Below are 26,699 nucleotides of genomic sequence, written 5' to 3' on the forward strand. Positions count from 1 at the left end.
AATTTTTTAGCAGGTTTTTTTATTGAAAGCACGAATACTAAATGAGTAGTGTTTCCCTCGAAATAAAGCAAAATCTGAAGGAAGTTCACGTGCAGTACCGGAGTTTGGCAGTTTGCATAGCTTAAGATTGTATAAATTGAAAATGGAAGAGGGCGGAAATTTTGTTTGACTTTTTTAAGAAAAAAACAGATCGGCCGTTTCAAAATGAAGATTTATCGAACAGACAGCAGAACGTAACAGAACAGATGGATTCCGTAAGTCAAAAAGATCATGCCGCGGAATTGCACTGCAAGGTAAACTACTTTTCAGAACAGGATATAAATGCACAGAGTTTAACGGAATTTTTGGCTGTGGCGGGCGGTCCGGCACTTGTTTTGGGGTATGTTTCCCCGGATGCTTCAATGAAAGATATTTCCAGTAAACTCAGGAGTTTACTGCCGCAAACGGCAAAATTGCTCTTGATTTCAACAGCGGGGGAGCTTTGCAATGTAAATGTACAAGCTCCTTTATACCAGAACGATGATGCTGGTCGAAAAAAAGTTTTATTACAAGTTTTTTCCAATCAAATGATTCGGAATTGTCAGATCATATCGATTCCATTGCCAAATGATGATATTTTGGCGGGGAAAGATGTATTTTCAATGAAAAAACGGATTGATACGATTAAAGCGGAGCTGGCGCAGCAACCAATTAAATTTAAGATATCTTCGCCCGATACGATAGTGCTTACCTATATCGATGGTGTTTCAAATTGTGAGACATTTTTTATGGAGGCAGTTTATGCGAGCCATAAGTATCCTTGTACTTTTATTGGCGGTTCGGCTGGCGGGAAATTTGATTTTGTAAGCACGGATATTTTTGATGGCACGAAAGTACTGCATCATCATGCGGTCATGTGTTTTGTTCAGGTAAATAAAGATTTCCGTTTTGGAATTTTGAAAACGCAGGGGTTCAGTAAAACGGATACGAAATATATTGTCAGCAGTTCAAATTCAGCTTTGCGTTATGTAAGTGAAGTCCTCGATGAAACTGGTAATAGTATCAGCTTGATTGATATACTGAAACGTAAATTTAGCTGCCAGAGTATCGAGCAGCTGGAGAAGGTTTTAAATGGCTATAGTTTTGCGATTGAGATCAATGATGAGATCTTTATTCGCAGCATTGCCAAGATAGCAGCGGCTGAAAATCGGATTTATTTTTTCTGCGATTTAGCACCAGGTGAATATCTGCATTTGGTCAAGCGGGAAGGTTTTGTGAAGAATATGCGCGACGATTGGCAGAAATTTTGCTTGAATAAACCAAAACCTTTTGGAGGCATCTTAAATGATTGCGTGATTCGACGTTTAATGAATCCGCAAGAATTGAAAGATGTTCCTAAATTTGAAGGAATTCCAGTCGCGGGCTTTTCGAGCTTTGGTGAGATTCTTGGCATTCATATGAATGAAACATTGACGGCATTGTTTTTTTACTACGTACCAAACAATGAAGATTTTTATGATGAATACTATAATAATCTTCCGATCCAATATGGTTTATTTCAAAGCTTTTTTATGCAAAGACGTTTAGCGCGACTGCAAGTATTGAGTGAACTAAATGGCAAGGCTTTGGATTTGTTTGATCATTATCGCAGTGCAATTCCTGAAATTATTGCATCGGTAAGTAATATCCATGAACGGACCGCGAATATTGATGAATCAGCTAAAGCACTAACAGAAGTTATGGGGACAAATAAAGATAATATTAAGCAGCTAATGGATCATAATACAAAGATTATTCCTAAAATAGAACAGCTTACAGAAAATACGAAAGAAATCCAAAATGTTATGGCAATGATTTTGGAGATTGCTTCACAAACAAATTTACTTTCACTAAATGCAGCGATCGAAGCGGCACGAGCTGGCGAAGCGGGGCGTGGTTTTGCCGTGGTTGCAGAAGAAGTACGCAAACTTTCACAAAATACGGAAACAAGCCTTGATACAAGCAATCGAGCAATCAATAAACTGTTGGTGAGTGTAAATGAAATCAATGACATTCTCCAGAGGAATAAGGCTTTTGAAGGTAATATTGAAGGGCATATGAATATGTTCCAGCAGCGACTGGAGACAGTTACACATGATATTTTTAATTCGATTGATTCAATTTCTACTTCAATGCAGGGTGTACAACGTTTAGAATTGCTCAATGAATCCACGCAGCGTGAACTTGAAATAATTCAGCAGATTACCCAGCATATGGAATTTTGAAAAATAAAAATTTTCAAAAAAAAGAAGCGACTCCGGTTGGTAGGAGAGTCGCTTTTTTCATGCTCAGGGGGAGCATGAAATTGGGGAGGGACAGGAGAATAGCCCCTCTGCCCGCATTTTTTAGAAGATTATATATAGTATTTGATAAAAACATGCTTTCTTTACCAAATATTATAATTCAGTTCAAGTAAAAGAATATGTTATTACATCATGTCTAATATAATAACATATTGTATTAGTATAACTCAAGTAATTTGTGTAAACTTTACAAACAAAATTTTAAAATACTAAAAGCTTTATAAATTTTGTTCCGTTCGGTCAATAATATCATCTTGTGTTTGTTTCGAAAGAATATTGAAAAAAGCACTATATCCGGCAACTCGAACAATGAGGTCGCGGTGTTTGTCTGGATTTTTTTGTGCTTCGACCAGTGTGGCACGTGAGACAACATTGTATTGAACGTGAAACCCTTGAAGTCGATTGAAAAAAGTACGCAGCAGTGCAATCAATTTGACTTGATTTTCTTCTTTATCCAGAATTTGCGGAGTTGTCTTTTGATTTAATAAGACACCACCGGTAATTTTTGTTGTAGGTAGTTTCGCAACGCTTTTAAATACAGCGGTAGGACCGTTTTTGTCCATGCCATGTGATGGTGAACAACCTTCGGCTAATGGGCTTGAGGCATTGCGCCCATCTGGTGTTGCCATGGTACAAGCACCTTGTGGAACGTTGGCAGAAATTGAAGATGTACCGGCATAATATGTGCCGCCTATAGGACCACGTCCGTGGCGTGTATTATGATAGTGAGACAGCTCATCAATATATATATCATAAGCTTGGCGAATGAGTAAATCGACATAGTCTTCGTCGTTACCATATTTGGGTGGAATATTGATCAGCTGCTGTTGGATTTTTTGGTTTTTTGTTCCTGTAAAATCATGAATTAAGGCATCCCACAGCTCAGCGGGGGTAAATAATTTATCTTCAAATACACATTTTCTTATGGCAGCTAAGGAGTCCCCAAGGTTGGCGATTCCAACTTGCAGATCACTGATGAAATCATAAATAGCACCACCTTCTTTGATGGTTAGACCGCGTTCAATGCAGTCATCAGTAAGAGCGGAACAAAGAATATCAGCGGTATCTTCCTCAAGAACCATATCGCAGCAGGTGTCGATGATAACACAGTGACGGGTGAACTGCCGGATTATTTTATCCCAGGCAGCCATGACTTCATCAAAGGATACCATATGGGAAAAGTGTCCGTTCCCTTCACAAAGTTTGCAGCCGGAGTCGGTATCGACGCCATTATTTAGAGCAATCATAAGTGATTTCGGAAAGTTCAAAAAGCTCATACCAGTACAGCGATAACCCCATTTTCCCGGAACGGCCACTTCCACGCAGCCGATGGCACTGTAATTATAAGCATCTTTTTCAAGGACACCTTTTTCGATAAAAGACGGGATAATGACTTCATCATTGTTAAAAGCTGGCATGCCAGTGCCGAGACGAACTACTTCGATACATTCTTTCATAAAAGCATCATCCAGTCCTTTGTGATAGCGAACGGTCAGATTGGGCTGTGGCAGCTTTGTTTGCGCAACACTGCGTAAAATAAGATAAGACAGGGGATTGACAGCATCTTTTTTTTCAGTTGTTTGCCCGCCTATTGTGACATTTTGATATAGTGGACTACCGGCACTGAATTTTGTATGGGACCAGCTGCGAATTTTATTTATAGTGAAGGTTTTTAGCCAAAGATTGGTGAGCAGCTCGCAAGCACTTTTGTCGGTAATGCTGCCCAATTCAAGATCTTTTTTATAATATGGGTAAAGAAATTGATCCAGCCGTCCATAAGAAAGTGAGTGTCCGTTGGATTCGATTTGGAGAACAAGATGAACCAGCCATATGGATTGAACTGCCTCATGAAATGTCTCAGCCGGAGCATAAGGGACTTTTTTCAAAATACGGCTCATTTGGGTCAGTTCTGCTTGCCGCTGCGGATTTTTTTCTGCTTTTGCCAGTGTTTGAGCTAAAATGGCATAACGTTCGGCGAAGGCTTGGACAGCTTCAATTGTGATAAGAATTGCACGATAAAAATAAGATTTTTTAAGATTCTGATAATTTGTGAGGTCGAGCGCGGCTAATTTTTCTGCAGATCGTTGTTTGACATCACGGAGACCTTTCTGCAATAATCGTTCATAATTCACTGCGATATGAGCATCACCAGAGGTGATGTTGCCTTCGGCTTTAATAATACCAAGATCATAAAAAAGTTTACTATCTGCTGGCATGGCGGCAAGTCCGCGATCTTTTAATGTATTGTTATGCCAAAATGGAGCAATTTTTCGTAATTTATTTTTTGTTTCTTCCGTGATAAAAAATACGTCTCCATCGCGCTTTTCAAAGTCATCGAGTTCATCGATGACCCAGTCCATTGCATATTCGGGGAAAATTGGTGCGGAGCGATTGGAACTAGCCTGGTTGCCAGCGAGTATGGATTCAGGTTCAATAAATATCGTCATATGCTTAAGGCTGTTTTGCAGCATGTAGGCACGGCGCAAGGTTAGTGGATCCTGAAAATGCTCTTGATAAGATTGTGTCGTTAACAAAGCTCTTTCGGCACAAACTTGCGGTTTAGCAGTAATGAGTTTTTCTCGAAAAACTTGCATCCTGTTTGTCAGTTGACCAAAATGATTCATAATCAAATACCTCCACAATAGAAAATTTTATTCGAAAGGAACCGTGTAGATTATTGTATTTAGTTTTTGTAAAAATTGTTTTTTTTCTTCAGGAATATGGTCATCCGTGAAAATAGCAGCGATTTCTTCGGACTTGAATTGTGTAACGACACCTTGTTGGGAGAATTTTATAGATTCTGTTAAAATGATAATTTTATTGGCTCTTTCTGCCATCGCGCGAATCGCCTCGGTTCGTAGAAGATTATTGCCAGTAAAACCATGCTTTTCCGTAAATCCATCGGTACCAATAAAAACTTTATCAACAAAAAAATCTTGAACACATTTTTTGAGCATCGGTCCAACCATAACCTGTGATTCATTTTGATAATCACCACCAAGCAAGACAATTCGCGCTGCTGGTGATTTGCGGATGAAGGCAGCTATGAAGGCTGAGTTGGTAATGATGGTGATGCCACGTCGTTTGGTGGCAAGCTCTTCCGCAAGCAGCGCACAGCAAGAACCGGATTCAATCATAACGGTTTCTCCGTTTTTGACACTGGCAGCAGCTTTTTGAGCTATGCGCCGTTTGTTGTCATAATTAAAAGACAGGTGGTGTCCGATGTCATCACTGGCAATCATTACGGCAAATCCATGTTCTCGCCGTAACAAGCCTCTCTTTTCCAAAATATCCAAATCTTTGCGAATTGTGACTTCTGAAACTTGAAGCTTTTGTGCCAGCAGCGCTACACTGATGCGATTTTCATTATTTACAAAATCCAATAATTGGGTGTGCCGAGTATGCATGTTTTTTTCATTCCTTTATTAAAAATTAAGTCTTTATTCTAAATTAGCTAAAATATATAGTTTCAAATGAAACAATAATTGTTTCATTTGATTTTAATTATACTATAGAAAATCCATAAGTCAATTCGATATGTGCTTCATTTGAAACTAATATTGGTTGCGTTTATTTTGTGATATGATATTATAAAAATATGGATATGCTGCATGAATGATATCAGGAGGGTTTTTATGGAAAAAAATACAGCCTGCATTTTTAATATACAAAAATTTAGTTTACAGGATGGACCCGGAATTCGAACGGTTGTGTTTTTTAAAGGTTGTCCGCTGCGGTGTGGGTGGTGTTCCAATCCTGAATCACAATATAGTAAACAGGAAATTATGTTTGATGATACAAAATGTGTTAGCTGTTTAGCCTGTGCTGCTGAATGTCCCACTGGAGCTATTACTGTTCAGAACAATAAGCCGGTTTTTCATCATGATGTTTGCCAGGTTTGCCTGGGCTGCATTGAGATTTGTCCAGCTGGAGCTTTGAGCATGCAGGGGCAAAACATGAGCTTGCAAAAAGTTAAACTGGAAGTTATGAAAGATTTGCCTTTTTATGAAGAATCAGGTGGTGGGGTAACGCTTTCGGGCGGCGAGGTTTTGCAACAGGCAAAATTTGCTACAGTGCTATTAAAAGAACTCAAGCAAGCGGGGATTCATACAGCCTGTGAGACAAGTGGTTATGCTGAGAAACATGTTTTTAGCGATTTTATTGAAACAGTGGATTTACTTTTGTTTGATCTCAAACACTATGATCGTGTAAAACATTTACAGGCAACGCATGTCGATCCGGATCAGATTTGGTCTAATTTGCAGATTGCGATTGCAGCGGAAAAGGAAATTTTGCTGCGGATACCAGTCATTCCTGGTATCAATGATGCAATTGCCGATGCACAAGGTTTTTGTGATTTAATAAAAACATTTGGTTTGAAAAAAGTGCAATTGCTGCCGTTTCATCAATTTGGACAAAATAAATATTCTTTGTTGCAGCGAATGTATACGTTTGAACATAAGCACGGGCTGTACGAAGACGATCTTTTACCATATTGTGATGTATTTTTAAAAAATGGACTTTCTTGTACGTTTTAAACAAAAAAGATCCCGATTCAATACGAACCGGGATTTTTTGCTAGCGATATTTATTTTTCAACGTAAGCACTTACGATTTCACCGTAATAGAGTACATGCCAGTCCTGATCGCCATACCATTTATCACAAAGTTCTTGACTGAATTTATCGGCACTAAGTGTTTGTTGATAACGTACTTTGCACTCGATATGCAGACCAGCTCCTTTGATTACAGGTGGTGTTACTTTTTGTCCAGCCAAAATTTCAAGATTGGCTTCTTGGAATTTATCGAGGCTGCGACCGGATTTTGAACCGCAGACACCGAGGGCTTTTTTAAAATCATCGTGGATTGGGATGCTGACGGTAAATTCAGGGTTTTTCTCGATCAGCTCATAACTATAACGGGATTTTCGAATCATGACCGTGAGGACCGGTTTACCCCACATAAAACCAATGCTACCCCAGCCAATTGTCATTGTATTATTTTTTCCATCGGCACAGGTACTTAAAAAGACTCCACCGTGGCTTTCTTTTTCGATAAATAAATCGGCATAATCGGCATATGGTATTTCTGTAATTGCCATAAACTTAAACAACTCCTTCATAGAACTAAATAAGATCTTTCACTTAAGTATACCTTATTTTGTGTTGTCTGGAAAATGATATGTAAAAAAGCCGAGCATAAACTCGGCTTTTTTACATATATTAAGCATTGTTTTTTTTGAATTTTTCCATGAAATCGGCTAGGGCTTCGCAGCCGGCCAATGGCATAGCGTTATAAAGAGAGGTGCGTAATCCGCCGACAGATCGATGCCCTTTAACGCCGCTCAAGTTATGTTCAAGGGCTTCTTTGACGAATTTCGCTTCAAGATCTTCGGTTGGCAGACGAAAGGTGACATTCATATAAGAACGACTGTCTGGCTCGGCATGACCGCGGTAGAATCCAGTGCTGGCATCTATGATGTCATAAATAAGTTTCGCTTTATGGATATTGCGCTTTTCCATGGCTGCTAAGCCGCCTTGTCTTTTGATCCAGGCTGCAACTTTACCAACCATATAGATTCCGAAAGCAGGTGGGGTATTGTAAAGTGAATTGTTTTTTGCATACGTATCATAGCGCAGCATTGTTGGTACCGATTTTGGACTATTTTCGATGAAAGATTTCTTAGCAACAACCAAACAGACACCAGCTGGCCCCAGGTTTTTTTGGACTCCGGCATAGATTAAATCAAATTTAGAAAAATCTAATGGACGAGACAGCATATCAGATGACATATCGGCAACGAGCGGGATACCGTTGGTTTCAGGTATATAGTTGTATTCCGTGCCAAAGATGGTATTGTTATAACAAACATGAAGATACGCTGCATCCTTGCTTAACTTGATTTCGTTTTGTTTCGGAATATATTTAAAGTTCGAGTCTTTGCTGGACGCGGCAATGTGAGCATCGCCAAGCAAAGCTGCCTCTTGGTAGGCTTTTGTAGCAAAACTGCCTGAGAGTATGTAATTGCCAATTTTACCATCGCGAGCGAAATTTTGTGGAACCATTGTAAACTGCATACTGGCACCACCTTGTATGAAGAGAACTTCATAGTCATCACCAAGCCCCATAAGTTCTTTGATGTCGAATTTTGCTTGATTGTGAACGGCTTCGTATGGTTTCGAACGGTGGCTGATTTCCATGACTGACATACCACTACTTTTGAAATTGAGCATTTCACTTTGTGCTTCTTTCAAAACTTCCAAAGGGAGTACGGCTGGACCTGGGTTAAAGTTATAAATACGATTTTCCAAGATGATGACCTCCTAAATTTTGCGTGTTTATGTTTTGCAGTAGTCGATATCTGCGAGAATATTAAGTGATTGTGTTATATTCTAACGCTGATTTTCAGTAAACGTCAAGATAAAATTTTAAAATGTTTTTTTGTGAAATACACTTGACGTTTGAAGGGAGATAAAATATAATTGCATATAAGCATATAGACAAATGTATAGAAAACGCGATGATGAGAAATCAAAGGTGATTGTTCTTTTAGAGAGTCGACGGATGGTGCAAGTCGGTAGATAATCAATTTTGTTCCAGCTCGAAGCGGCTAATGATGAATTATGACGGGAACGCCCGATACAGCGAACTAGAGTTGGCGCGATAAGCGCATAAACTTGGGTGGTACCGTGGAGATAAAAGCTTCGCCCCAAATATTGTATTGGGGTGAGGCTTTTTTTATTTAAAAATGTTTTGCGTGTGAATTTAAGTTAGGCTATATGCGTCGGGCAAAGATTATTTTAGGGTATATATTTTAAATGCAAAATAAAGGGAGCGAATGAATTGATGAGAGTTTTAATTGCGGATGGAGTTTCACCTAAAGGCATTGATATTTTAGCAAAAGATTATGAAGTGGTGGTAAAAGACAAGTTGCCAGCAGAAGAATTACTGGAGATCATTCCACAGTTTGATGGTTTGATTGTTCGCAGTGCTTCTAAAGTTACGCAAGCCGTTATTGCAGCAGCGACGAACCTTAAAGTTATTGGTCGGGCAGGGGTCGGCGTGGATAATATCGATATTCCAGCGGCTACGGCTCGTGGGATTATTGTTCTCAATGCTCCAGAGGGAAATACCATTGCGGCTACTGAACATACGATGGCTATGATGCTTTCTATGGCGAGAAATATTCCTGTTGCCAATGAAACAATGCAAAAAGGTGAATGGAATCGTAAGAAATATGTAGGTGTAGAACTTAGAGGCAAGACACTTGGCGTCATTGGGATGGGGCGTATCGGTAGTGGCGTTGCGAAACGCGCGTTGGCTTTTGATATGGATGTGATTGGTTATGATCCATATATCAATGAAGAGCGGGCGCAGGCTTTGGGGATTGAGATTGGCTCATTAGATGATGTTATTGCTAAATCAGATTTTATTACCGTACATATGCCATTAACGGCGCAAACCAAAGGTATGCTGAATAAAGATAATATGAAAAATATGAAAAAAGGTGTACGTTTAGTTAATTGTGCCCGTGGCGGGATTATTAATGAAGCCGATCTTGCTGCAGCGGTGAAAACGGGAATTGTAGCTGGTGCGGCCATTGATGTGTTTGAAAGCGAACCTGTTCCGGTTGATCATCCGTTGGTTGGTTTGCCTGGGGTTGTACTTACGCCGCATCTTGGTGCATCAACCGTAGAAGCTCAAGTGGGTGTTTCGATTGATGTTGCTCGTGGTGTCGGGGCGGCACTGCGCGGTGAACCTGTTTCAACGGCTGTGAATATGGCACCAGTATCGGCGCAGGTTATGAAGGTGATCAAACCGTATTTCGATTTAGCAGAGCGTTTAGGCTGCACGGCTTGTTCATTGGCAGAGGGGCCAATTGAAAAAATTGAAGTGGAATATAATGGTGAAATTACCGAAGTTGACACAAAAATGATTACAACGGCTGTTATTAAAGGTGTACTTAATCCAATCCTTGAATTTGCTGTGAATTATGTGAATGCACCGAGTATGGCTAAGCAGCGCAATATTAAAGTGAAAGAAATGAAAAATAAAGAGGCTGAGAATTTTGCAAATCTTATTACAGTCCGTGTAACAACAGCAGCTTCTAAAATAAGAGTACAAGGTACATTGTTTGGTGATGAAGGTCGTATTGTTATGATCAATGACTATCGAGTTGATGTCGATCCACATGCAAGAATACTTATTTGTCCGCATATTAATCGCCCGGGAATTATTGGTAAAGTAGGGTCTGTTATGGGGGGCGCCGATATCAATATTTCAGGAATGCAGGTTGGTAAAACAGATGTTTCTGGTACGAATATTATGGTTGTTACGGTTGATAACGATATACCGCCGCATATCCTTAAGTCGGTCATTGGAATTGATGGAATTTTCGGAGCGAAACTTGTAAATTTCTATGTTGTATAAATAAAATGAAGTAAGTTTCTTCTATAATATAATAAATAAGAAATATATAAGCAAAAAAGGCATCCTTGATAGGAGCCTTTTTTGTGTTTTACGTGATAAAATAAATTTATAGAAATTTTTCTTAAGGAGTGACTGCTGCGTGGATGCACGAATTTTATTGGTAGCCCCGTTTCAGGATTTGTATGAAGTCGCAGGAAAAGTTGTGATGGAGCAGTTTGCTGACGCACATGCTTGTGTTAAAGTTATCCAAGGCAACCTGCAAGAATGCATGGAGGCAGTTAAACAGGAAATTGAATCTGGTACTGAAGTTATTATTAGTCGTGGCGGTACGGCGACGCTTATTGAACAAAATGTAGATATACCAGTATTGCCGATTGAGGTTGGCGTACTTGATATTTTACGTGCCATGATGACAAACGGAAAATATCCTGACAAGGTTGGAATTGCTGGTTTTGAGAATGTTATTTATGGTTGCGAAGAGATGGAGTCATTACTGGGAATTCATTTTTATGAGATTTATTTGCATGAAGAAGCTGAGGCAGAAACTAAGATTAAGGAAGCGCTGGCGCATGGTGTTGAGCTTATTGTTGGTGATGCAATATCAGTCAAGCTGGCAGCTAAACTTGGTGTGCCGGCAATTATGATCCACTCAGGACGCGAAGCTGTTTATAAGGTTATTCGAGAAGCACAAATTATAGGTAATATTCGACGGCAGGAAAAAGAAAAATCTGTACTGGTGAGAACGATGATCGATCAGTCAGCAGAGGCTATTATTGCTACTGATACAGACAATCGGATTACGTTATTTAATTCTATGGCCGAAAAACTATTTTGTATTTCTCATTTTGAGGCTTTAGGAAAATCCTTGTTTGAAGTGATACCGGCTTTACAACTGTGCGAAACCGATACGATTCATGATGTAATTGAAGATATACAGCAGTTTGGTGATAAAACAATTGCCGTGAAAAAAGCTATTTTACAACTTGCCGATGAAACAATCGGTCGAATTTATACATTGCAAAATGTTTCACAAATTCAAAAACTAGAGCAAAATGTACGGAAAAAATTACATAAAAAAGGGCTGGTTGCTAAAATGCAGATGCAAGATATTATAGGTACATCTTCCATCTGCATAGCGATGAAAAAGAAGGCTGTCAAATATGCTTTAACGCAATCGACAATATTGGTTACAGGTGACTCGGGAACGGGTAAAGAAGTGTTGGTTCAGAGCATACATAATCTTAGCACTCGCGCGAATGGTCCTTTTGTGGCGATTAATTGTGCCGCGCTGCCGGAACATTTATTGGAATCGGAGTTGTTTGGTTATGAGGAAGGTTCTTTTACTGGTGCAAAACGTGGTGGACGGCAAGGGCTTTTTGAGTTAGCACATGGTGGAACGCTTTTTCTTGATGAGATAGGGGAAATGCCAATATCCCTACAATCACGGCTATTGCGAGTTTTACAGGAGAAAGAAATTATGCATATTGGCGGTGATAGTGTTATTCCAGTTGATGTTAGAATCATAGCAGCAACGAATCAAAATTTGGCTCAAATGATAGAAGAAAAGGTGTTTCGTGCAGATCTTTATTATCGGCTGAATATATTGCGTATTCATATACCGACATTGCAAGAGCGTAGGGAGGATATACCTTTGCTTGCTAAAGAATTGGTAAAAAAGCTGGGCAAGGTAAATTTGAATGTTCAAAGACTTGATTCAGGGGCAATGGAATATCTTAAACAATGCAGCTGGCAGGGAAATATTCGTCAGCTTGCTAATATAATAGAACGGGTTATGCTGCTGAGTGATGGACCTGTGATTACGAAACAAGATATTATGGAAGCGCGAGATGAAGTCAATACTGATATAGAGCAGGGGATAGATGAGGAAAGAGATTTTTCAACCGATAATCTTGGGCGGATGGAAAAAGACACTTTGCTGCGAGTTTTAAGCGAAGAAAAATTTAATTATAGTCGGGCTGCGATTCGTCTGGGTATACATCGAACGACTTTGTGGCGCAAACTTAATAAAAAATAATGATATAGTTGCTATATTCATCAAATACGTTGCATTTTGCAACGTATTTTTTTATGGAGATAAAAAAAGTCGTTATTTATATTGCTTTGAATGTTGGCATGCCATTTGCATTATAGTATAGATGAGAAACAACACGAAGAGGGTGATGGAACATGACTCAACTGGCTGTGATTGCCGATGATTTGACCGGCGCAAATGATACGGCTGTACAATTTGCCAAACGTAATATTAGCAGCTGTGTAAGAATCAATTTTGATCAGCCACAATTAGCTCATGAAATGGCGGATGTTGTTGTTATTGATACAAATAGTCGTGATATAAACGCGATCGAAGCCTATCAGAAAGTGAAACAAACCTGTAAAAAACTGCAAGATAGTGGAATTGTGCATATTTATAAAAAAATAGATTCAACACTTCGCGGCAATCTTGGCGCGGAGATTGAAGCAGCAGCAAGCGTGTTTTTGCCAACGGTCGTGATTATTGCACCGGCTTTTCCGGGGAATCAGCGGATTACGATCGGTGGCTGTCATTTTTTAGATGGCGTACCGATTGCTTTAACGGAGATGGCACATGCCCCGAAGTCACCAATCAATGAATCGCAAATTATAGACGTACTTAGAGAGCAGACGGATGTTTTAATAGGGTTAATATCGCTGGAAACAGTAAAACAAGGTGCTGCTCAAATTTCGGCAGCGATTCGTCAATGTCTCAAGCGTGACGAAAAATGGATTGTGTTTGATGCTGCAGAAGATAAACATCTTGGGTATATTGTTGAGGCTGCTAAAGCATATAAGCAGTTGCTTTGGGTTGGATCGGCTGGACTTGCTGAATATTTGCCGAGTATTTATCAGTGGAAACCGAGCAAAAGAGTTGTGGGCATTAAAACAAGTGGTCCGATATTGATTGTAGCGGGAAGTGTGAGTAAGACAACACAAACACAAATTCAAGAGGTATTAACGCATACAAAAATCAATTTGATAAAATTGAATGCAGCTGGTTTATTAGAAAATCAATCTGAGGAAATTAAGCGTTGTGTAAAATCTGTCAATAGTCTGCTGGAAAAAGGCAGTGATGTTTTACTGGCAAGTGCAACATTGGATGCAGATGTTAAACAAGCCATTGAAGCAGGCATAAAATATAAGCTGGTAGGCAGTGAAGTAAGTGAATATACGGCTCGTGCACTGGGGGAAGTTGCTAAAACTGTAGTAGGCAGCCATTTAGCGGGAGTTATTCTTACGGGTGGTGATACGGCAATTCACGTTTGCAAGGCTTTAGGTGCAGAAGGTATCGAAATTTTAGAGGAAGTTGCCATGGGAATTCCCTTGGGAAGATTGGTTGGAGGACCATGCAGTGGTCTGCAAGTTATTACTAAGGCCGGGGCTTTTGGCGGGAGCAATTCTTTTATTCAAGCAATGGACGCGATTCGAAAAGTAAAAGAACACGAAGACATAAAGGAGTCGATGTAAGATGAAACCAATTTTGGGAATTACAATGGGAGATGCTGCAGGTGTCGGACCGGAAATCATTATAAAGGCACTTACAGATACACATATTTATGATATTGCCAGACCAATTGTTTTTGGCGATAAAAAAATTATGGAACGTGCTATTGGTCTTTTGCACAGTAAATTAACCTGCAATTCGGTGCAGAATCCGCAACAGGGCTATTTTCGGTATGGCACAATTGATATTGTAGATCTTGATAATCTGCCAGCTGATCTGCCATTTGCTAAAGTGGATGCCAGAGCCGGTAAAGCAGCTTATGAATATATAGAAAAAGCGATGCAGTTTGCCCTGAAGCAAGATATTCATGCCATTGTAACGGCACCACTTAATAAAGAAGCATTGAATTTAAGTGGCTGCAATTATCCAGGTCATACAGAAATATTAGGAGCCCTTTCGGGAGAAAAGGACTATTCAATGATGCTTGTGAGTGGTTCGCTTAAAGTAATTCATGTGACGACGCATGTAGCACTTAGAGAGGCCTGTGATCTTGTCAAAAAAGAACGGGTTCTTAAGGTTATTAAACTTGCTGATGAAACATTAAAACTTATGGGAATTGAGAAACCACGTATTGCAGTAGCAGGACTCAACCCTCATTGTGGTGAACATGGTCTTTTTGGTACAGAGGATGAGCTGGAAATTGTACCAGCGATTAAGCTGGCACAGCAAGCTGGAATCAATGCAATAGGACCGATGCCGCCAGACAGCGTATTTCATCGCGCCGCCAATTTAGGGGAATTTGATATTGTCGTTGTTATGTATCATGATCAAGGGCATATACCAATAAAGGTTCTTGGTTTTGAATCAGGTGTTAATGTTACGGTTGGTCTGCCAATTATTCGTACATCCGTTGACCACGGAACAGCATTTCCGGTTGCCGGAGAAGGTATTGCAGATAGTAAAAGTATGACAGAATCTTTGATTTTGGGTGCCAAGATGGCAAATGTAAAGTTTGCTGATTTTTTAAATAAAGAATGAAATGCTATAAATTGAAGGGATGATTTTTATGTTACAGCCAAAAGGTATTATTACACCAATTCTCACACCATTAACGGATGATGAAAAATTTAATGAAAAAGAATATCGCAGCCAAATTAATCGTTTGATAAAAGCTGGTGTCAGCGGTATTTTTCCGTTAGGAACAAATGGTGAATTCTATGCTTTTTCTAAAGAAGAAAAAATAGAAATCATGAAAGTTGCAGTCGATGAAGTCAAAGCTAGAGTTCCTGTATATGCAGGTACTGGCTGCACGACTACGAAGGAGACCATTGAGTTATCTAAAATTGCCAAAGACTTAGGTGTAGATGTAGTATCTATTATTTCACCGTATTTTGTTGGTATTTCACAAGATGATCTTTATCGTCACTATAGTGCTATTGCGGAAAGTCTTGATTTACCAATTTTGCTTTATAACATTCCTGCGAGAACTGGGAATAATATAGACTATAAAACAGTGGAAAAATTAGCAAAATATGAAAATATTATTGGTATTAAAGACAGCAGCGGAAATTTTGATAACACATTGAAATATATAGAAAATACCAATGAAAGATTAGCGGTGCTGGCTGGCAGTGATTCTTTAATTTTATGGACGTTGATGGCAGGTGGAGCGGGAGCAATCAGTGGTTGTTCTAATGTATTTCCTGAACTTATGGTTAGTATTTATAAATTATGGTCAGAAGGTAAAATTGCTGAAGCAAATGAAGCGCAGAAGAAGATCCGACCTTTCCGCAATGTCATGCAGATGGGCAATCCTAACTCTGTTGTTAAACGTGCCGTGAATTTACTTGGTTATCCCGTTGGTCCGGCTCGCGAACCATCTAACTGCATAGATCCAAAAATTGATCAGGCACTAAAAGCCGTGTTTGAACTATACAAATAAAAGAATCATAAATGATGAGTTAAGATAGTTTTATAAAATAACAAAGAAACGTTTTAGATATTTTTAGAAGTTAGAAAGAGGGTCACAGCATGAGAAAGGTAGTTATTTCACATAGGCTGCATGAAGCTGGCATGGCTGTTTTGGCGAAGGGGAATGTAAAAATTTCAATTACTGATAGTGGAAATCCCAAGACTATGCTGCCAGAACTTATTGATGCCGAAGGCTTGATTATTCGCATTGGGTCAATTGACCGGGAAACAATGCTTCAAGCAAAAAATTTAAAAGTAATTGGGCGTCCCGGTGTCGGTGTAGATGATGTCGATGTAGAAACAGCAACGGAACTTGGCATTCCCGTCGTAATTGCCCCAGGAGCAAATACTCGTTCTGTGGCGGAGCATGCTTTTGCTTTGATGCTTAGCTGTGCAAAAGATATTGTTCATAGTGACAAAGAACTTCGTAAGGGGAATTTTGCAGTAAGAAGCAATTATAAAGCATATGAAATTTTTGGCAAAACACTAGGTCTGGTTGGGTATGGTCATATTGGCAGTATTTTAGCGGAAATGGCTGCAGGAATTGGCATGAAAGTAAATGTATATGATCCTTTTGTAAAACCGGAGGTTATTGCTGCTAAAGGATATACGTATGAGGCTGACTTAAATCACATTATGCAAGTTGCAGATGTAATTTCCTTGCATGTTCCTTTAACGCTTAAAACAAAAAATCTTATTGGTACAGCAGAGCTTAAATTAATGAAAGCTACGGGGATTATTATTAATTGTTCACGTGGTGGCATTATTGATGAAAAAGCACTAGCGGCTGCTTTGAAACAAAATGAAATCCACAGCGCAGCAACGGATGTATTTACGAATGAACCGGTAACAATGGACGAAGCTTTATTTCAGTATGACAATATAATCGTGACACCCCACATGGCTGGGCAAACACAAGAAGCAGCAGCAGGTGTGGCAACAATGGCCGCTGAGGGCGTTTTAGCTGTTATGGATGGAGAGCGCTGGCCATATGTCTGCAATCCTAAAGCCTATGAACACCCACGGTGGAATAAATAAAACATTTAAGCCAATATAAAAACAGATTGGAGCAATCAAAAATGAGTGAAATATATTCATTATTAAATATAGGAAAAATTATTGCGGGACCAGGTAGTATAAAACAAATTAAAGATGTTGTAAGTGATTTTGGAGCGGAAAATATTGTTATTATTACGGACCAAGGCGTATGGAAAACAGGTTTGGTAGATAAACCAAAACAAATTCTGGAGTCAGCAGGAATTCATGTACATGTAATCAATGACACGCCGCCGGAGCCCTCGGTGGAACAAGTCAATGCAATTTTTACACAGGCGAATAAACTTGCTTGCCAAATGATTATCGGGATTGGCGGCGGAAGTTCGATGGACACAGCGAAATTAGTTTCTTTGCTATTGACAAATAAAATTAACTTAGATGATTTAGTAAAAGGAAAAGCAAAAATAACATATCGCGGTGTACCGACTTTAATGATTCCTACGACAGCTGGAACCGGCTCTGAAGCGACGCCAAATGCAATTGTTTTGGTACCGGAAGACGACTTAAAAGTTGGTATTGTAAGTGATAAAATGGTTTCTGATTGTGTTATTTTAGATCCTGAAATGACGACTGGTCTGCCGAAACATATTACTGCCAATACAGGAATGGATGCACTTTGTCATGCAATTGAATGTTATATTTCAAAAAAAGCAAATCCGTTCAGTGATACTTTTGCACTAAAAGCCGTAAGTTTGATTTCACGCAGCATTCGTACGGCATATAATGATGGGGGGGATTTAGCAGCACGTGAAGATATGCTCTTGGGGGCAACTTTTGGTGGAATTTCGATTGCAACATCCAGCACTACAGCGGTACATGCACTTTCTTATCCACTTGGCGGTAAGTATCATATTCCTCATGGTTTATCGAATGCTATTTTGCTGCCAAGTGTCATGGAGTTTAATTTGGATGTCTGTGAGGATAAATTTAAAGATATTGCTGTTGCTATGGGGATTGATGTGACGAATTGTACAACTCGTCAGGCGGCAGAGAAGATGATTGCTAATTTATATTCTATGATAAAAGATATGAATGTGACATGTGATTTAAGAGAAAAGGGCATTAATGAAAAAGTACTTGATGAACTTATTGATGCTGCATCTAAAGTAACGCGTCTTTTAGATAACAATCCTAAAATTGTAACGAAAGATGATATGCGGAAGATTTATAAGAAGTTATTGTAAAGAGGACAATAACGATGTTGTGTATATAAGTTAAATACAATCTGCAAGTTTTCTTCTTTTGACCTGCAGATTGTATATCATATCGGAAAAATGGATGAATGGTATATATGATTATTCAAAGTTGTGTAAATATTGAGTAAACTCTATTGATTTACGTAAACATAGAGAGGAGAATAGTATGATGAGTGAATTAAATGTTGAAACGAAAGTAAATGCTACTATGCTTACGATGCAAGAAAAGACTGGATTTCGTTGGAAAGTTGCAATTATGATGTGGGGAGCCATTGCGATTAATTATTTTGATCGCACAAATTTATCAGCAGCAGCGCCGATGATTATGAAAGAATTTGATTTTACAGCTACGGAAATGGGTTTTATTATGTCGGCTTTCTTTTTTAGCTATACCTTATGCCAAATCCCATCAGGGTGGCTTGCAGATAAATTTGGACAAAAAACGTTGCTTGGAGGATCAGTTGCATCGTGGTCTTGTGCAACGATGTTAATGGCAGCTGGACAAGGATTGATATCATTTATTGCAATCCGTATTCTGCTTGGAATCGGTGAAGCTGGTGCATACCCTTGTAATGCAGGAATTGTTTCAAAGTGGTTTCCAGATCGTGAACGGGCAAGGGCAACAGTCATTTTTGATAGCGGGAATAAATGTGGGACAGCTTTTGCTATGCCGATTATTGTTTGGATGATGATTACATTTGGCTGGAAAGTACCATTTATTATTTCGGGCGCACTAGGAATAGTTTGGGTGTTAATTTGGCTAAAATATTATACAGATCCAGAAAAAAGTCAGTATGCAAATCAAGCGGAAATCGAGTATATTCGTGACGGGCAAGCAGTTAAAGATGGGTTAGATAATAAAATGCCTTTAAAATGGTATCAATTATTACGGTATAGAAATATTCGGGCCATGTGTATAGGCTTTTTTATGTCAAATTATGCTATTTATTTCTATATTACTTGGTTCCCAACTTATTTAGTGCAATCACGCGGCATGAGTCTGATGAAAATGGGATTTGTAGCCATGATACCACCACTTGTCGGTTTGTTAGTGGGGTTTATTACAGCTTTTTTAGCAGATTATTTATACAGTAAAGGATATTCTAAAACGAAAGTAAGAAAAAACAATTTAGTGTGTGGGATGCTTTTGGCATCATCAATTGTTTTTGTGAACTTTATTCAAAGTGATGTGGCGGCTGTGGCATTATTGACGTTATCGTATTGCGGAATTGCCTGTGCAGGCCCTGCGTTGTGGACCTTACCAGGAGATGTTGCTCCTAAAAATATGACGTCAACGGTAGGTGCATTGCAAAATTGTGTTTCAAATGTTGGTGGAATATTAGGACCGATTATCACAGGCTGGATTGTTACAACAACAGGATCCTTTGAGATGGCGATGGTGGTAACAGCTGGAGCTACGCTAATTGGTGCTATAAATTATGCTTTTTACTTAGGTGAGGTAAAACGTATCGAAGTTTAGTCAGGATATGAATTGTATTCATTTGAATAGTAAATTTTAAATCAATTTTGTAAAAACGCGCTTTCCTATAGGAAGGGCGTTTTTATGAAGTTGAATATAGTTTAGGAGAAGTTGTAAAATGAGTGTAAAAAAGAAATTATTAATCATTATGACGTTGATGAGTTTTATACCATTAATTGTGCTATCTGTTGTTTCGGTACGGTATTTGAGTACGAAGCTGGAGGAGGAAACGATTAATCAGTGTGAAGATTTAGCCGAGAACATTAATTTACAAATTAATGGATACCTTGATAAATCTTTTATTGCTATTAAATCAATTGCGGCAAATCCAACGGTGCAAGCTTTTGATTTACCAAACGTAAAAACTTATCTCCTGCAAGTGCAAAAAGTTTATACAGAAAATTCATTTTCTTTGGATGATACAAAGGGCAATCAGGTTGTAAGAGGTGATGCTATTCCTCTTGCGAATATTTGGGAACGTCCTTTTTACCAAACAGCACTTAATGGGCAGGATGAGGTGATATCTGGTGTTGTTTTTAGTAAAAATTCCAATCGTTTTGTTGTAAACATTGTCACACCGGTTCGTAATCCCGATAATAACAGCGTGATTGGTATTATGCAAGGTTCAATTACGCTTACGAAAATTAGTGAGTTTGTAACAAATTTATCTAAAAATGGAACAGTGGCTTATGTTATTGATAGTGAAGGTAAAATATTAGCTCACCCTGACCAGACGATGGTGAAAGATCGAACGGATATGAATGATGTAGATTTTGTAAAACAAGCATTAGCGGATAAAAAAAGTGGATTTGTTAAATTAGAAGACAACAATTCAGGTGCAAAACTAGTTACGTATGTTTATGATGATAGGACTGGCTGGCTGATCTGCTTAGAAACGCCTTATAGTATTATTACGGCAAAAACACAATCTTTATTGCTTATAATAGGTTTAGTCACTATAGGCGCTTTGCTCTGCACGGGAGTATTGGCATTTTTCATTGCCAACAGCTTTTCAAAGCCAATTTTGAAAATGCAGCAGATCGCAAGTAAAATAGCAGAAGGTGACCTTAAGCAAACAATAGATATCCAATCAAACGATGAAATTGGTTTATTAGCAAGTGCTTTTACGGCTATGGTAACGAATTTGAAAAAACTAATTGGGCAAGTGCAGGAAAATTCGCAACAGTTAGCAGCTTCATCTGAGGAATTGACAGCAACTACTGAACAATCAGCAACGGCAGTTAATCAAGTTGCAACATCTATTGCCAAAGTGGTGCAAGATACAGAGAAGCAGTCTACCATAGTAAATGCGACAACGAATACTGTAAAAAAAATGTCGCAGGACATTCATCATGCTGCGGACAATGCTGAGCAGGTTAATGCAAATTCTATGAATGCCGTTAATGCAGCTCAGGATGGCGGGGCATTTGTTGAATCCGCGATAAAAAAAATGGTGGATATTGAACAAACCGTAGGGAGTTCTGCTGCGGCTATTGAAAAGCTTGGTGATCGGTCAAAAGAAATCGGACAGATTATAGATACTATTTCTGGGATTGCGGGACAAACCAATCTGTTGGCATTAAATGCAGCAATTGAAGCTGCACGAGCCGGAGAACAAGGTCGTGGCTTTGCTGTTGTGGCTGAAGAAGTGCGCAAATTGGCGGAGCAGTCTCAAGATGCTGCAAAGCAAATTGCTGTTTTGATTGAAAAAATTCAATCTGAAACAAATCTGGCAGTAGCGTCAATGCAAAATGGTACAGAGGCAGTACAGTCTGGCACAGGGGTTATTAATATGGTCGGACAAAGTTTTACAACCATTATTCAAGCGATAAGAGACTTGGCAGAGCAAGTTGGCGATACGTCTAAGGTTATTGGAGAGTTAGATAAGGATAGTCAAAATGTTGTTATCTCAATGAAGCAGATCAATGAATTGACTCAGCATACAACGAATGAAATGCAAACGGTTTCAGCCGCAACCGAAGAACAGTCTGCATCTATGGAGGAAATTGCTTCCGCCAGTGAGAGCTTGTCACAAATGGCTCAAAAATTACAAGAGGCAGTTAGTAAATTTCATATTTAAATCCATATAGGAAATAAAAGGTGATAGCTGTAATGCATCCTTATAGTTAGATGAAAATCCATCTGTAGGGGTGCATTTTATTATGAAAATAGAATAAGTTTACGTTATAGGGACATTTTGTTATAATTGTATTACGATGAATAAACTATAGCCTTTTTCCATGTTGTGAAATTGTATGGAGTGATTCTTAGTTTAAGCAAATAATACAAATAGGACAGGTGAATAATGGGAATTAAACAGAAATTTTTTCTTTTGACAGGTATCGTTGGTGTAGTATTAGCCATTGTGTCAGGAATTGGGTATTATACGGCCCAGCGACATTTGACAGCAAGTATTGAACAAGGAATGGCAGCAACGGTCGACTTTAAAGCAGCGGAAATCGATGGATGGCTCAATTCAAAAGCTCAGGTAGCCGTTGCATCGGCTAAAATTTTACATAATCTTGATGATACCATCGGCTCGATGCGTGAAATAATGAGTTCAATGGATGGTGATAGTGAAATCGATGAACTTACGAACGGGAACGAGAACGGGCTTTTTATGACGTGGAAGAGTGGGAATGTTACGACAGTCGATCCACGTGCCAGAGGGTGGTATAAAGATGCAAAGACAGCGGGAAAACTCATCTTTACAGACGCATATCAAGGGGCAAGCAATAATAAAGTTGTTGTTTCCGCCGCCGTTCCTTATAATGATAAAACAGGTGTTTTTCGTGGGGCGATTTGCGAAGATATATCTTTGGAAGTTTTGACGCAGCAAGTTGCGACGATTCAATATAAAGGTGAAGGCAGTGGAATCATCCTTGAAAAGACAGGTAAAATCCTTGCTTCGTCGGATGCGAATGAAACATTTAAAGATATTCAAAGCAATGCAACGTTGAAAGATCATTTTCAAGAAATGTTAAAAAATAATACAGGCAGTTTTAAAGTTGAACAAAATGGTGTTCCGGCAGTTTTTGCTTATTCTAAAGTAAAAAGTACTGGCTGGATCGTGGGAATGACAATTCCGGAGAGTGTTATTTATAGCGAATTAAATTCCTTGAAAATCACGTATACTGTTTTAACGATTATTGGTATTATTTTAATGGTATTCTTAAGTTTGAAGTTTTCAGGGACTATTACAAAATCGATTATTAATTTAACGAAACATGCCGATGAACTGGCAAAAGGAAATCTGCGTGTTAAAGATTTGACAATTGATTCGAATGATGAAATTGGTCATTTGATGAATGCTTTCAACGTAATGAGTAAAAATGTGCGGAATCTTATTGCGAAAATGGCGACGACGTCCGAGCAGGTTGCAGCTGCTTCTGAGGAACTTACAGCGGGCGCAGGTCAATCGGCAGAAGCGGCAAATCACGTGGCAGCTACGATTGAACATGTTTCTGATGGCATGAATAGTCAAATGCAAACAATCGAGCAGGCAACGGTTCATATTGAATCGATGGTGATGGAGATTGCCGAAGCGGCTGATAAGACTGAGTCGGTAAATCAAATTTCTGTTCAGACAGCGGATGCGGCGCAGAATGGGGAAAATCTTTTGAATGAAGCGATTACCCAAATGGATCAGATTGAAACATCGGTGACGCAGTCAGCTGTGGTTGTTGAGAATTTAGGCGAAAATTCACAGCAGATTGGAAAAATTGTTGAGGTTATTTCAAGCATTGCCGCCCAGACTAATTTGCTGGCATTAAATGCAGCAATTGAAGCAGCTCGAGCTGGAGAAGCCGGACGTGGCTTTTCTGTGGTAGCTGAAGAGGTTCGAAAACTCGCGGAACAATCACAAAAAGCAACAGAAGAAATTAAAAATTTAATCCTCAAAATTCAAGGTGATACAAGACAAGCGGTCTCAACGATGGGGATTGGAACGAGCAACGTGAAAACGGGGGCCGCAGCAATTCGTAATGTTGGTACACAGTTTGCCAATATTTTTTCAATGGTTAATGATATTCGTGATCGCATGACAGAAATTGCCGGTTCGGTGCAAGGGGTGTCTATCGGCAGCCAGAAAATTGTTGAAGCTATTATGAATGTAGATAGTGTGAGTCGTGATACGGCAGGGCAGACGCAGTCTATTTCTGCGGCGACACAAGAGCAATCCGCTTCAATGGAAGAAATTGCATCGTCATCGCAGGCATTGGCACAAATGGCAGAAGCAATGCAGGAAACAATTCATAAATTTAAAATATAAAAATAAAAAAGCAGCATTTATGCTGCTTTTTTGTTTTCATAACCTGGTTTTGCTGGACTTCGTGAAAGAAAAGTTACAGTTATACAATGGATTGTGGTAATATAATAAAGTGTAATTGAAATAGAGAAATGAGGGAGATCTTATAGATGGAACAAGAGATTAGGCAAATGAAACGAGGTTTGAAAAATCGCCATATGCAAATGATCGCCTTGGGTGGAGCAATTGGTACGGGTCTTTTTTATGGATCGGCACCAACGATTGCCATGGCAGGGCCGGCTATTACATTATCCTATCTTATCGGTGGGGTAATTATATTTTTTATTATGCGGATGCTTGGTGAAATGGCAGTGGAAGAACCTGTATCTGGTTCTTTTAGTTATTATGCAACGAAATATTGGGGTGAGTTTCCTGGATTTTTATCGGGTTGGAATTATTGGTTTAATTATGTGATTGTAAGCATGGCGGAACTTACGGCTGTTGGTATTTATATGAATTATTGGTTTCCTGATTTGCCGCAATGGACTTCGGCATTGACATGTCTTATTGTGATTACAATTGTCAATTTGATCAATGTTCGTATGTATGGTGAATTTGAATTCTGGGCAGCCATTGTTAAAGTGGTGGCCATTGTTTGTATGATTATTTTTGGACTTTATATTATTTTTACACAAATGGGGCCTTTCCCTAATAATTTGAGTAATTTATGGCAATATGGCGGATACATGCCACATGGTATCGGGGGTATTGCCATGTCATTGGTTATTGTCATGTTTTCTTTTGGTGGGATTGAACTGATTGGTATCACGGCTGGTGAAGCAGCGGAACCGACAAAGACGATTCCAAAGGCCATCAATCAGGTAATTTGGCGTATTCTGATTTTTTATATTGGTACACTTGCAGTACTTATGACACTGTATCCATGGAATAAAATCGGCATGGAAGCCAGTCCCTTTGTTCAGATTTTTTCTAATATTGGCATTCCGGCAGCGGCTAATCTTTTAAATATTGTTGTCCTCACCGCCGCTGTGTCAGTATACAATAGTGCAATTTACAGCAACTCACGCATGTTGTTTGGTTTGGCATCACAGTCCAATGCCCCAGAATCATTCAAATCCTTATCGAAAAATGGTGTTCCGGTGCGGGGAATTTTTGTTTCTTCAGGGGTTACCTTGGTTGTAGTCGTGATGAATTATTTCTTTCCTGGTAAAGTTTTTATGTATTTGATTTCCATTGCGGTTGCTGCGGTTGTGGTCAGTTGGTTTGTCATTGTTGTAACGCATATGAAATATCGTAGGCTTCGGGAAAAACAAAATACGGTCAAGCAGATTCGTTTTAAATCATTAGGCTATCCTTTCATCAATTATCTTTGCCTGGCTTTTTTAGCAATGATCGTTGTACTTATGACCCAGGTTGAGGATATGCAGCTTGCAGTTGGCTTACTTCCTGTATGGATCTTATTATTATGGGGCGGTTTTAAACTGAAACATCGCAATAAATAAAAACAAAAATAAAACGAGATATACTCATTTGAGTTTTTCTCGTTTTATTTTTGTTATTTTTTTTTCGCTAAGATGAAAACAGTGCTTAAAATACATAAACCGCCAATATAATCCATAAACCCAAACGGAATATTCAGCAATATAATCGATAAAAAGACAGCGGAGAATGGTTCTAAGGAGGCAATGGTGCTAGTTTCTGTTGGCAGGATATATTTAATACTCTCTAAGTAAGCCCAGAAAGCAATGACTGTGCCAAAGATAATGACAAAAGCAAGTCCCAGGCCAGCACCCAGGTCAAATTGACCGACAAATTTCCAAGGCGGCGCGATTGGGCTCATGGCAACCCCCCCGATGAGCATGCCCCAGCCAATAACCAAGGGGGACCGCCAGCGACTGAGCAGGCCTTTTGGCTGAATGGTATAAAAAGCAGCACTGAAAGCGGAGGTGATACCCCAAAATAGCGCCAGTGGTGAGATCGCCAGTGAACGGAAATCTCCTTTTGTTACCAAAAGAAGTGTACCTAGCATTGCTAGAAAAATAGAAATAATTTCAAGAAATTGTGGACATCTTTTGTAGCGTATGGCGATATAACCTACGATGATTACCGGCATGAGGTATTGTAGAATCGTTGCTGTAGCAGCATTGCCGTGCTGAATTGCAGCATAATAGGTGTATTGTACGCTGAGCATGCCAGCGACACCAAATAAAAGCAGCTGATGTCGATCCAAACGATTTTGCCATATGGTAAAAATATCCCCAAAGTGCGTGACAGAATCGATGCTCAGCAAGATAAGCCCCGAGCAAAGCAGGCGCACTACGACTAACCATTCGGCACTGAACTGCTTATCATGGAGCAAATATTGACCGGCGACACCAGAAGCTCCCCAAAAAATAGCACCTAATGCTACTAAACAATATCCTTTTGTACGATCCGTCATAAAAAAAAGCCCTTTCATTCTAAAACATAAAAATAATTCGTTGATCTGTTGAGTGGAAGC

18 protein-coding genes are annotated in these 26,699 nt (G+C 39.2%); 13 read left to right on the forward strand and 5 right to left on the reverse strand.

Annotation, left to right across the window (positions count from 1 at the left end):
- Window positions 1-161: 161 nt before the first annotated feature.
- Window positions 162-2,243 carry a methyl-accepting chemotaxis protein gene (locus F606_RS21025; RefSeq protein WP_019553952.1) on the forward strand — a complete coding sequence of 694 codons (2,082 nt, stop codon included), beginning with the start codon at window positions 162-164 and terminating at the stop codon, window positions 2,241-2,243.
- Window positions 2,244-2,539: 296 nt separating this feature from the next.
- Here F606_RS21025 and F606_RS0111065 read toward each other — a convergent pair whose 3' ends face one another.
- A complete protein-coding gene (locus F606_RS0111065) occupies window positions 2,540-4,945 on the reverse strand; it encodes a glycyl radical protein (RefSeq protein WP_019553953.1) in 2,406 nt (801 codons plus the stop codon).
- Window positions 4,946-4,972: 27 nt separating this feature from the next.
- On the reverse strand, window positions 4,973-5,728 hold the full coding sequence (locus tag F606_RS0111070) for a DeoR/GlpR family DNA-binding transcription regulator (RefSeq protein ID WP_019553954.1): 756 nt from the start codon (window positions 5,726-5,728) through the stop codon (window positions 4,973-4,975).
- Window positions 5,729-5,956: 228 nt separating this feature from the next.
- Between F606_RS0111070 and F606_RS0111075 the strand changes: the two genes are divergently transcribed.
- Window positions 5,957-6,859: a glycyl-radical enzyme activating protein gene (locus tag F606_RS0111075; protein ID WP_019553955.1), complete on the forward strand. Its 903-nt coding sequence runs from the start codon at window positions 5,957-5,959 to the stop codon at window positions 6,857-6,859.
- A gap of 50 nt (window positions 6,860-6,909) precedes the next feature.
- Here F606_RS0111075 and F606_RS0111080 read toward each other — a convergent pair whose 3' ends face one another.
- Together F606_RS0111080 and serC are read right to left on the reverse strand one after the other, a co-directional pair.
- Window positions 6,910-7,422, reverse strand: coding sequence for a flavin reductase family protein (locus F606_RS0111080; protein ID WP_019553956.1), 513 nt, complete (start codon window positions 7,420-7,422; stop codon window positions 6,910-6,912).
- A gap of 121 nt (window positions 7,423-7,543) precedes the next feature.
- Window positions 7,544-8,632: a 3-phosphoserine/phosphohydroxythreonine transaminase gene (gene serC / locus F606_RS0111085; RefSeq protein ID WP_019553957.1), complete on the reverse strand. Its 1,089-nt coding sequence runs from the start codon at window positions 8,630-8,632 to the stop codon at window positions 7,544-7,546.
- Window positions 8,633-9,167: 535 nt separating this feature from the next.
- On the opposite strand from serC, the gene serA reads away from it, so the two are divergent.
- The 11 genes from serA (at window position 9,168) to F606_RS0111140 (ending at window position 25,701) form a co-directional block, all read left to right on the forward strand.
- Complete coding sequence (gene serA, locus F606_RS0111090; RefSeq protein ID WP_019553958.1) at window positions 9,168-10,751, forward strand: phosphoglycerate dehydrogenase; 1,584 nt, start codon at window positions 9,168-9,170, stop codon at window positions 10,749-10,751.
- A gap of 139 nt (window positions 10,752-10,890) precedes the next feature.
- The gene (locus tag F606_RS0111095) at window positions 10,891-12,786 is read left to right on the forward strand and encodes a sigma-54-dependent Fis family transcriptional regulator (protein WP_019553959.1); all 1,896 of its coding nucleotides are present in this window, start codon (window positions 10,891-10,893) and stop codon (window positions 12,784-12,786) included.
- Between the two features lie 152 nt (window positions 12,787-12,938).
- Window positions 12,939-14,252 carry a four-carbon acid sugar kinase family protein gene (locus F606_RS0111100; protein WP_019553960.1) on the forward strand — a complete coding sequence of 438 codons (1,314 nt, stop codon included), beginning with the start codon at window positions 12,939-12,941 and terminating at the stop codon, window positions 14,250-14,252.
- A gap of 1 nt (window position 14,253) precedes the next feature.
- Window positions 14,254-15,267, forward strand: a complete 1,014-nt coding sequence (pdxA, locus tag F606_RS0111105; protein WP_019553961.1) for a 4-hydroxythreonine-4-phosphate dehydrogenase PdxA — start codon at window positions 14,254-14,256, stop codon at window positions 15,265-15,267.
- A 28-nt stretch (window positions 15,268-15,295) separates the two neighbouring features.
- Window positions 15,296-16,171 carry a 4-hydroxy-tetrahydrodipicolinate synthase gene (gene dapA, locus F606_RS0111110; RefSeq protein WP_019553962.1) on the forward strand — a complete coding sequence of 292 codons (876 nt, stop codon included), beginning with the start codon at window positions 15,296-15,298 and terminating at the stop codon, window positions 16,169-16,171.
- Window positions 16,172-16,260: 89 nt separating this feature from the next.
- Entirely contained in the window at window positions 16,261-17,238 is a 978-nt protein-coding gene (locus tag F606_RS0111115) for a hydroxyacid dehydrogenase (RefSeq protein WP_019553963.1), read from the forward strand.
- Between the two features lie 41 nt (window positions 17,239-17,279).
- A complete protein-coding gene (locus F606_RS0111120; RefSeq protein WP_019553964.1) occupies window positions 17,280-18,440 on the forward strand; it encodes an iron-containing alcohol dehydrogenase in 1,161 nt (386 codons plus the stop codon).
- Between the two features lie 181 nt (window positions 18,441-18,621).
- Complete coding sequence (locus tag F606_RS0111125) at window positions 18,622-19,932, forward strand: MFS transporter (RefSeq protein ID WP_019553965.1); 1,311 nt, start codon at window positions 18,622-18,624, stop codon at window positions 19,930-19,932.
- A gap of 118 nt (window positions 19,933-20,050) precedes the next feature.
- Window positions 20,051-22,012 carry a methyl-accepting chemotaxis protein gene (locus tag F606_RS0111130; protein ID WP_019553966.1) on the forward strand — a complete coding sequence of 654 codons (1,962 nt, stop codon included), beginning with the start codon at window positions 20,051-20,053 and terminating at the stop codon, window positions 22,010-22,012.
- Window positions 22,013-22,237: 225 nt separating this feature from the next.
- Entirely contained in the window at window positions 22,238-24,202 is a 1,965-nt protein-coding gene (locus tag F606_RS0111135; protein ID WP_019553967.1) for a methyl-accepting chemotaxis protein, read from the forward strand.
- A 146-nt stretch (window positions 24,203-24,348) separates the two neighbouring features.
- Window positions 24,349-25,701, forward strand: a complete 1,353-nt coding sequence (locus F606_RS0111140) for an amino acid permease (protein WP_019553968.1) — start codon at window positions 24,349-24,351, stop codon at window positions 25,699-25,701.
- A 53-nt stretch (window positions 25,702-25,754) separates the two neighbouring features.
- Here F606_RS0111140 and F606_RS0111145 read toward each other — a convergent pair whose 3' ends face one another.
- Window positions 25,755-26,639, reverse strand: a complete 885-nt coding sequence (locus tag F606_RS0111145; protein WP_019553969.1) for a DMT family transporter — start codon at window positions 26,637-26,639, stop codon at window positions 25,755-25,757.
- Window positions 26,640-26,699: the final 60 nt, after the last annotated feature.

It is taken from the genome of Propionispira raffinosivorans DSM 20765 (assembly GCF_000381065.1).
In the GTDB taxonomy this organism is placed as follows: domain Bacteria; phylum Bacillota; class Negativicutes; order Selenomonadales; family Selenomonadaceae; genus Propionispira; species Propionispira raffinosivorans.

Bases quoted from the DNA above. Each gene is read 5' to 3' on its own strand.
- F606_RS0111065 (WP_019553953.1), bottom strand. From the start codon at position 4,945: ATGAATCATTTTGGTCAACTGACAAACAGGATGCAAGTTTTTCGAGAA.
- F606_RS0111070 (WP_019553954.1), bottom strand. From the start codon at position 5,728: ATGCATACTCGGCACACCCAATTATTGGATTTTGTAAATAATGAAAAT.
- F606_RS0111075 (WP_019553955.1), top strand. From the start codon at position 5,957: ATGGAAAAAAATACAGCCTGCATTTTTAATATACAAAAATTTAGTTTA.
- F606_RS0111080 (WP_019553956.1), bottom strand. From the start codon at position 7,422: ATGGCAATTACAGAAATACCATATGCCGATTATGCCGATTTATTTATC.
- serA (WP_019553958.1), top strand. From the start codon at position 9,168: ATGAGAGTTTTAATTGCGGATGGAGTTTCACCTAAAGGCATTGATATT.
- F606_RS0111100 (WP_019553960.1), top strand. From the start codon at position 12,939: ATGACTCAACTGGCTGTGATTGCCGATGATTTGACCGGCGCAAATGAT.
- pdxA (WP_019553961.1), top strand. From the start codon at position 14,254: ATGAAACCAATTTTGGGAATTACAATGGGAGATGCTGCAGGTGTCGGA.
- dapA (WP_019553962.1), top strand. From the start codon at position 15,296: ATGTTACAGCCAAAAGGTATTATTACACCAATTCTCACACCATTAACG.
- F606_RS0111115 (WP_019553963.1), top strand. From the start codon at position 16,261: ATGAGAAAGGTAGTTATTTCACATAGGCTGCATGAAGCTGGCATGGCT.
- F606_RS0111120 (WP_019553964.1), top strand. From the start codon at position 17,280: ATGAGTGAAATATATTCATTATTAAATATAGGAAAAATTATTGCGGGA.
- F606_RS0111125 (WP_019553965.1), top strand. From the start codon at position 18,622: ATGAGTGAATTAAATGTTGAAACGAAAGTAAATGCTACTATGCTTACG.
- F606_RS0111130 (WP_019553966.1), top strand. From the start codon at position 20,051: ATGAGTGTAAAAAAGAAATTATTAATCATTATGACGTTGATGAGTTTT.
- F606_RS0111135 (WP_019553967.1), top strand. From the start codon at position 22,238: ATGGGAATTAAACAGAAATTTTTTCTTTTGACAGGTATCGTTGGTGTA.
- F606_RS0111140 (WP_019553968.1), top strand. From the start codon at position 24,349: ATGGAACAAGAGATTAGGCAAATGAAACGAGGTTTGAAAAATCGCCAT.
- F606_RS0111145 (WP_019553969.1), bottom strand. From the start codon at position 26,639: ATGACGGATCGTACAAAAGGATATTGTTTAGTAGCATTAGGTGCTATT.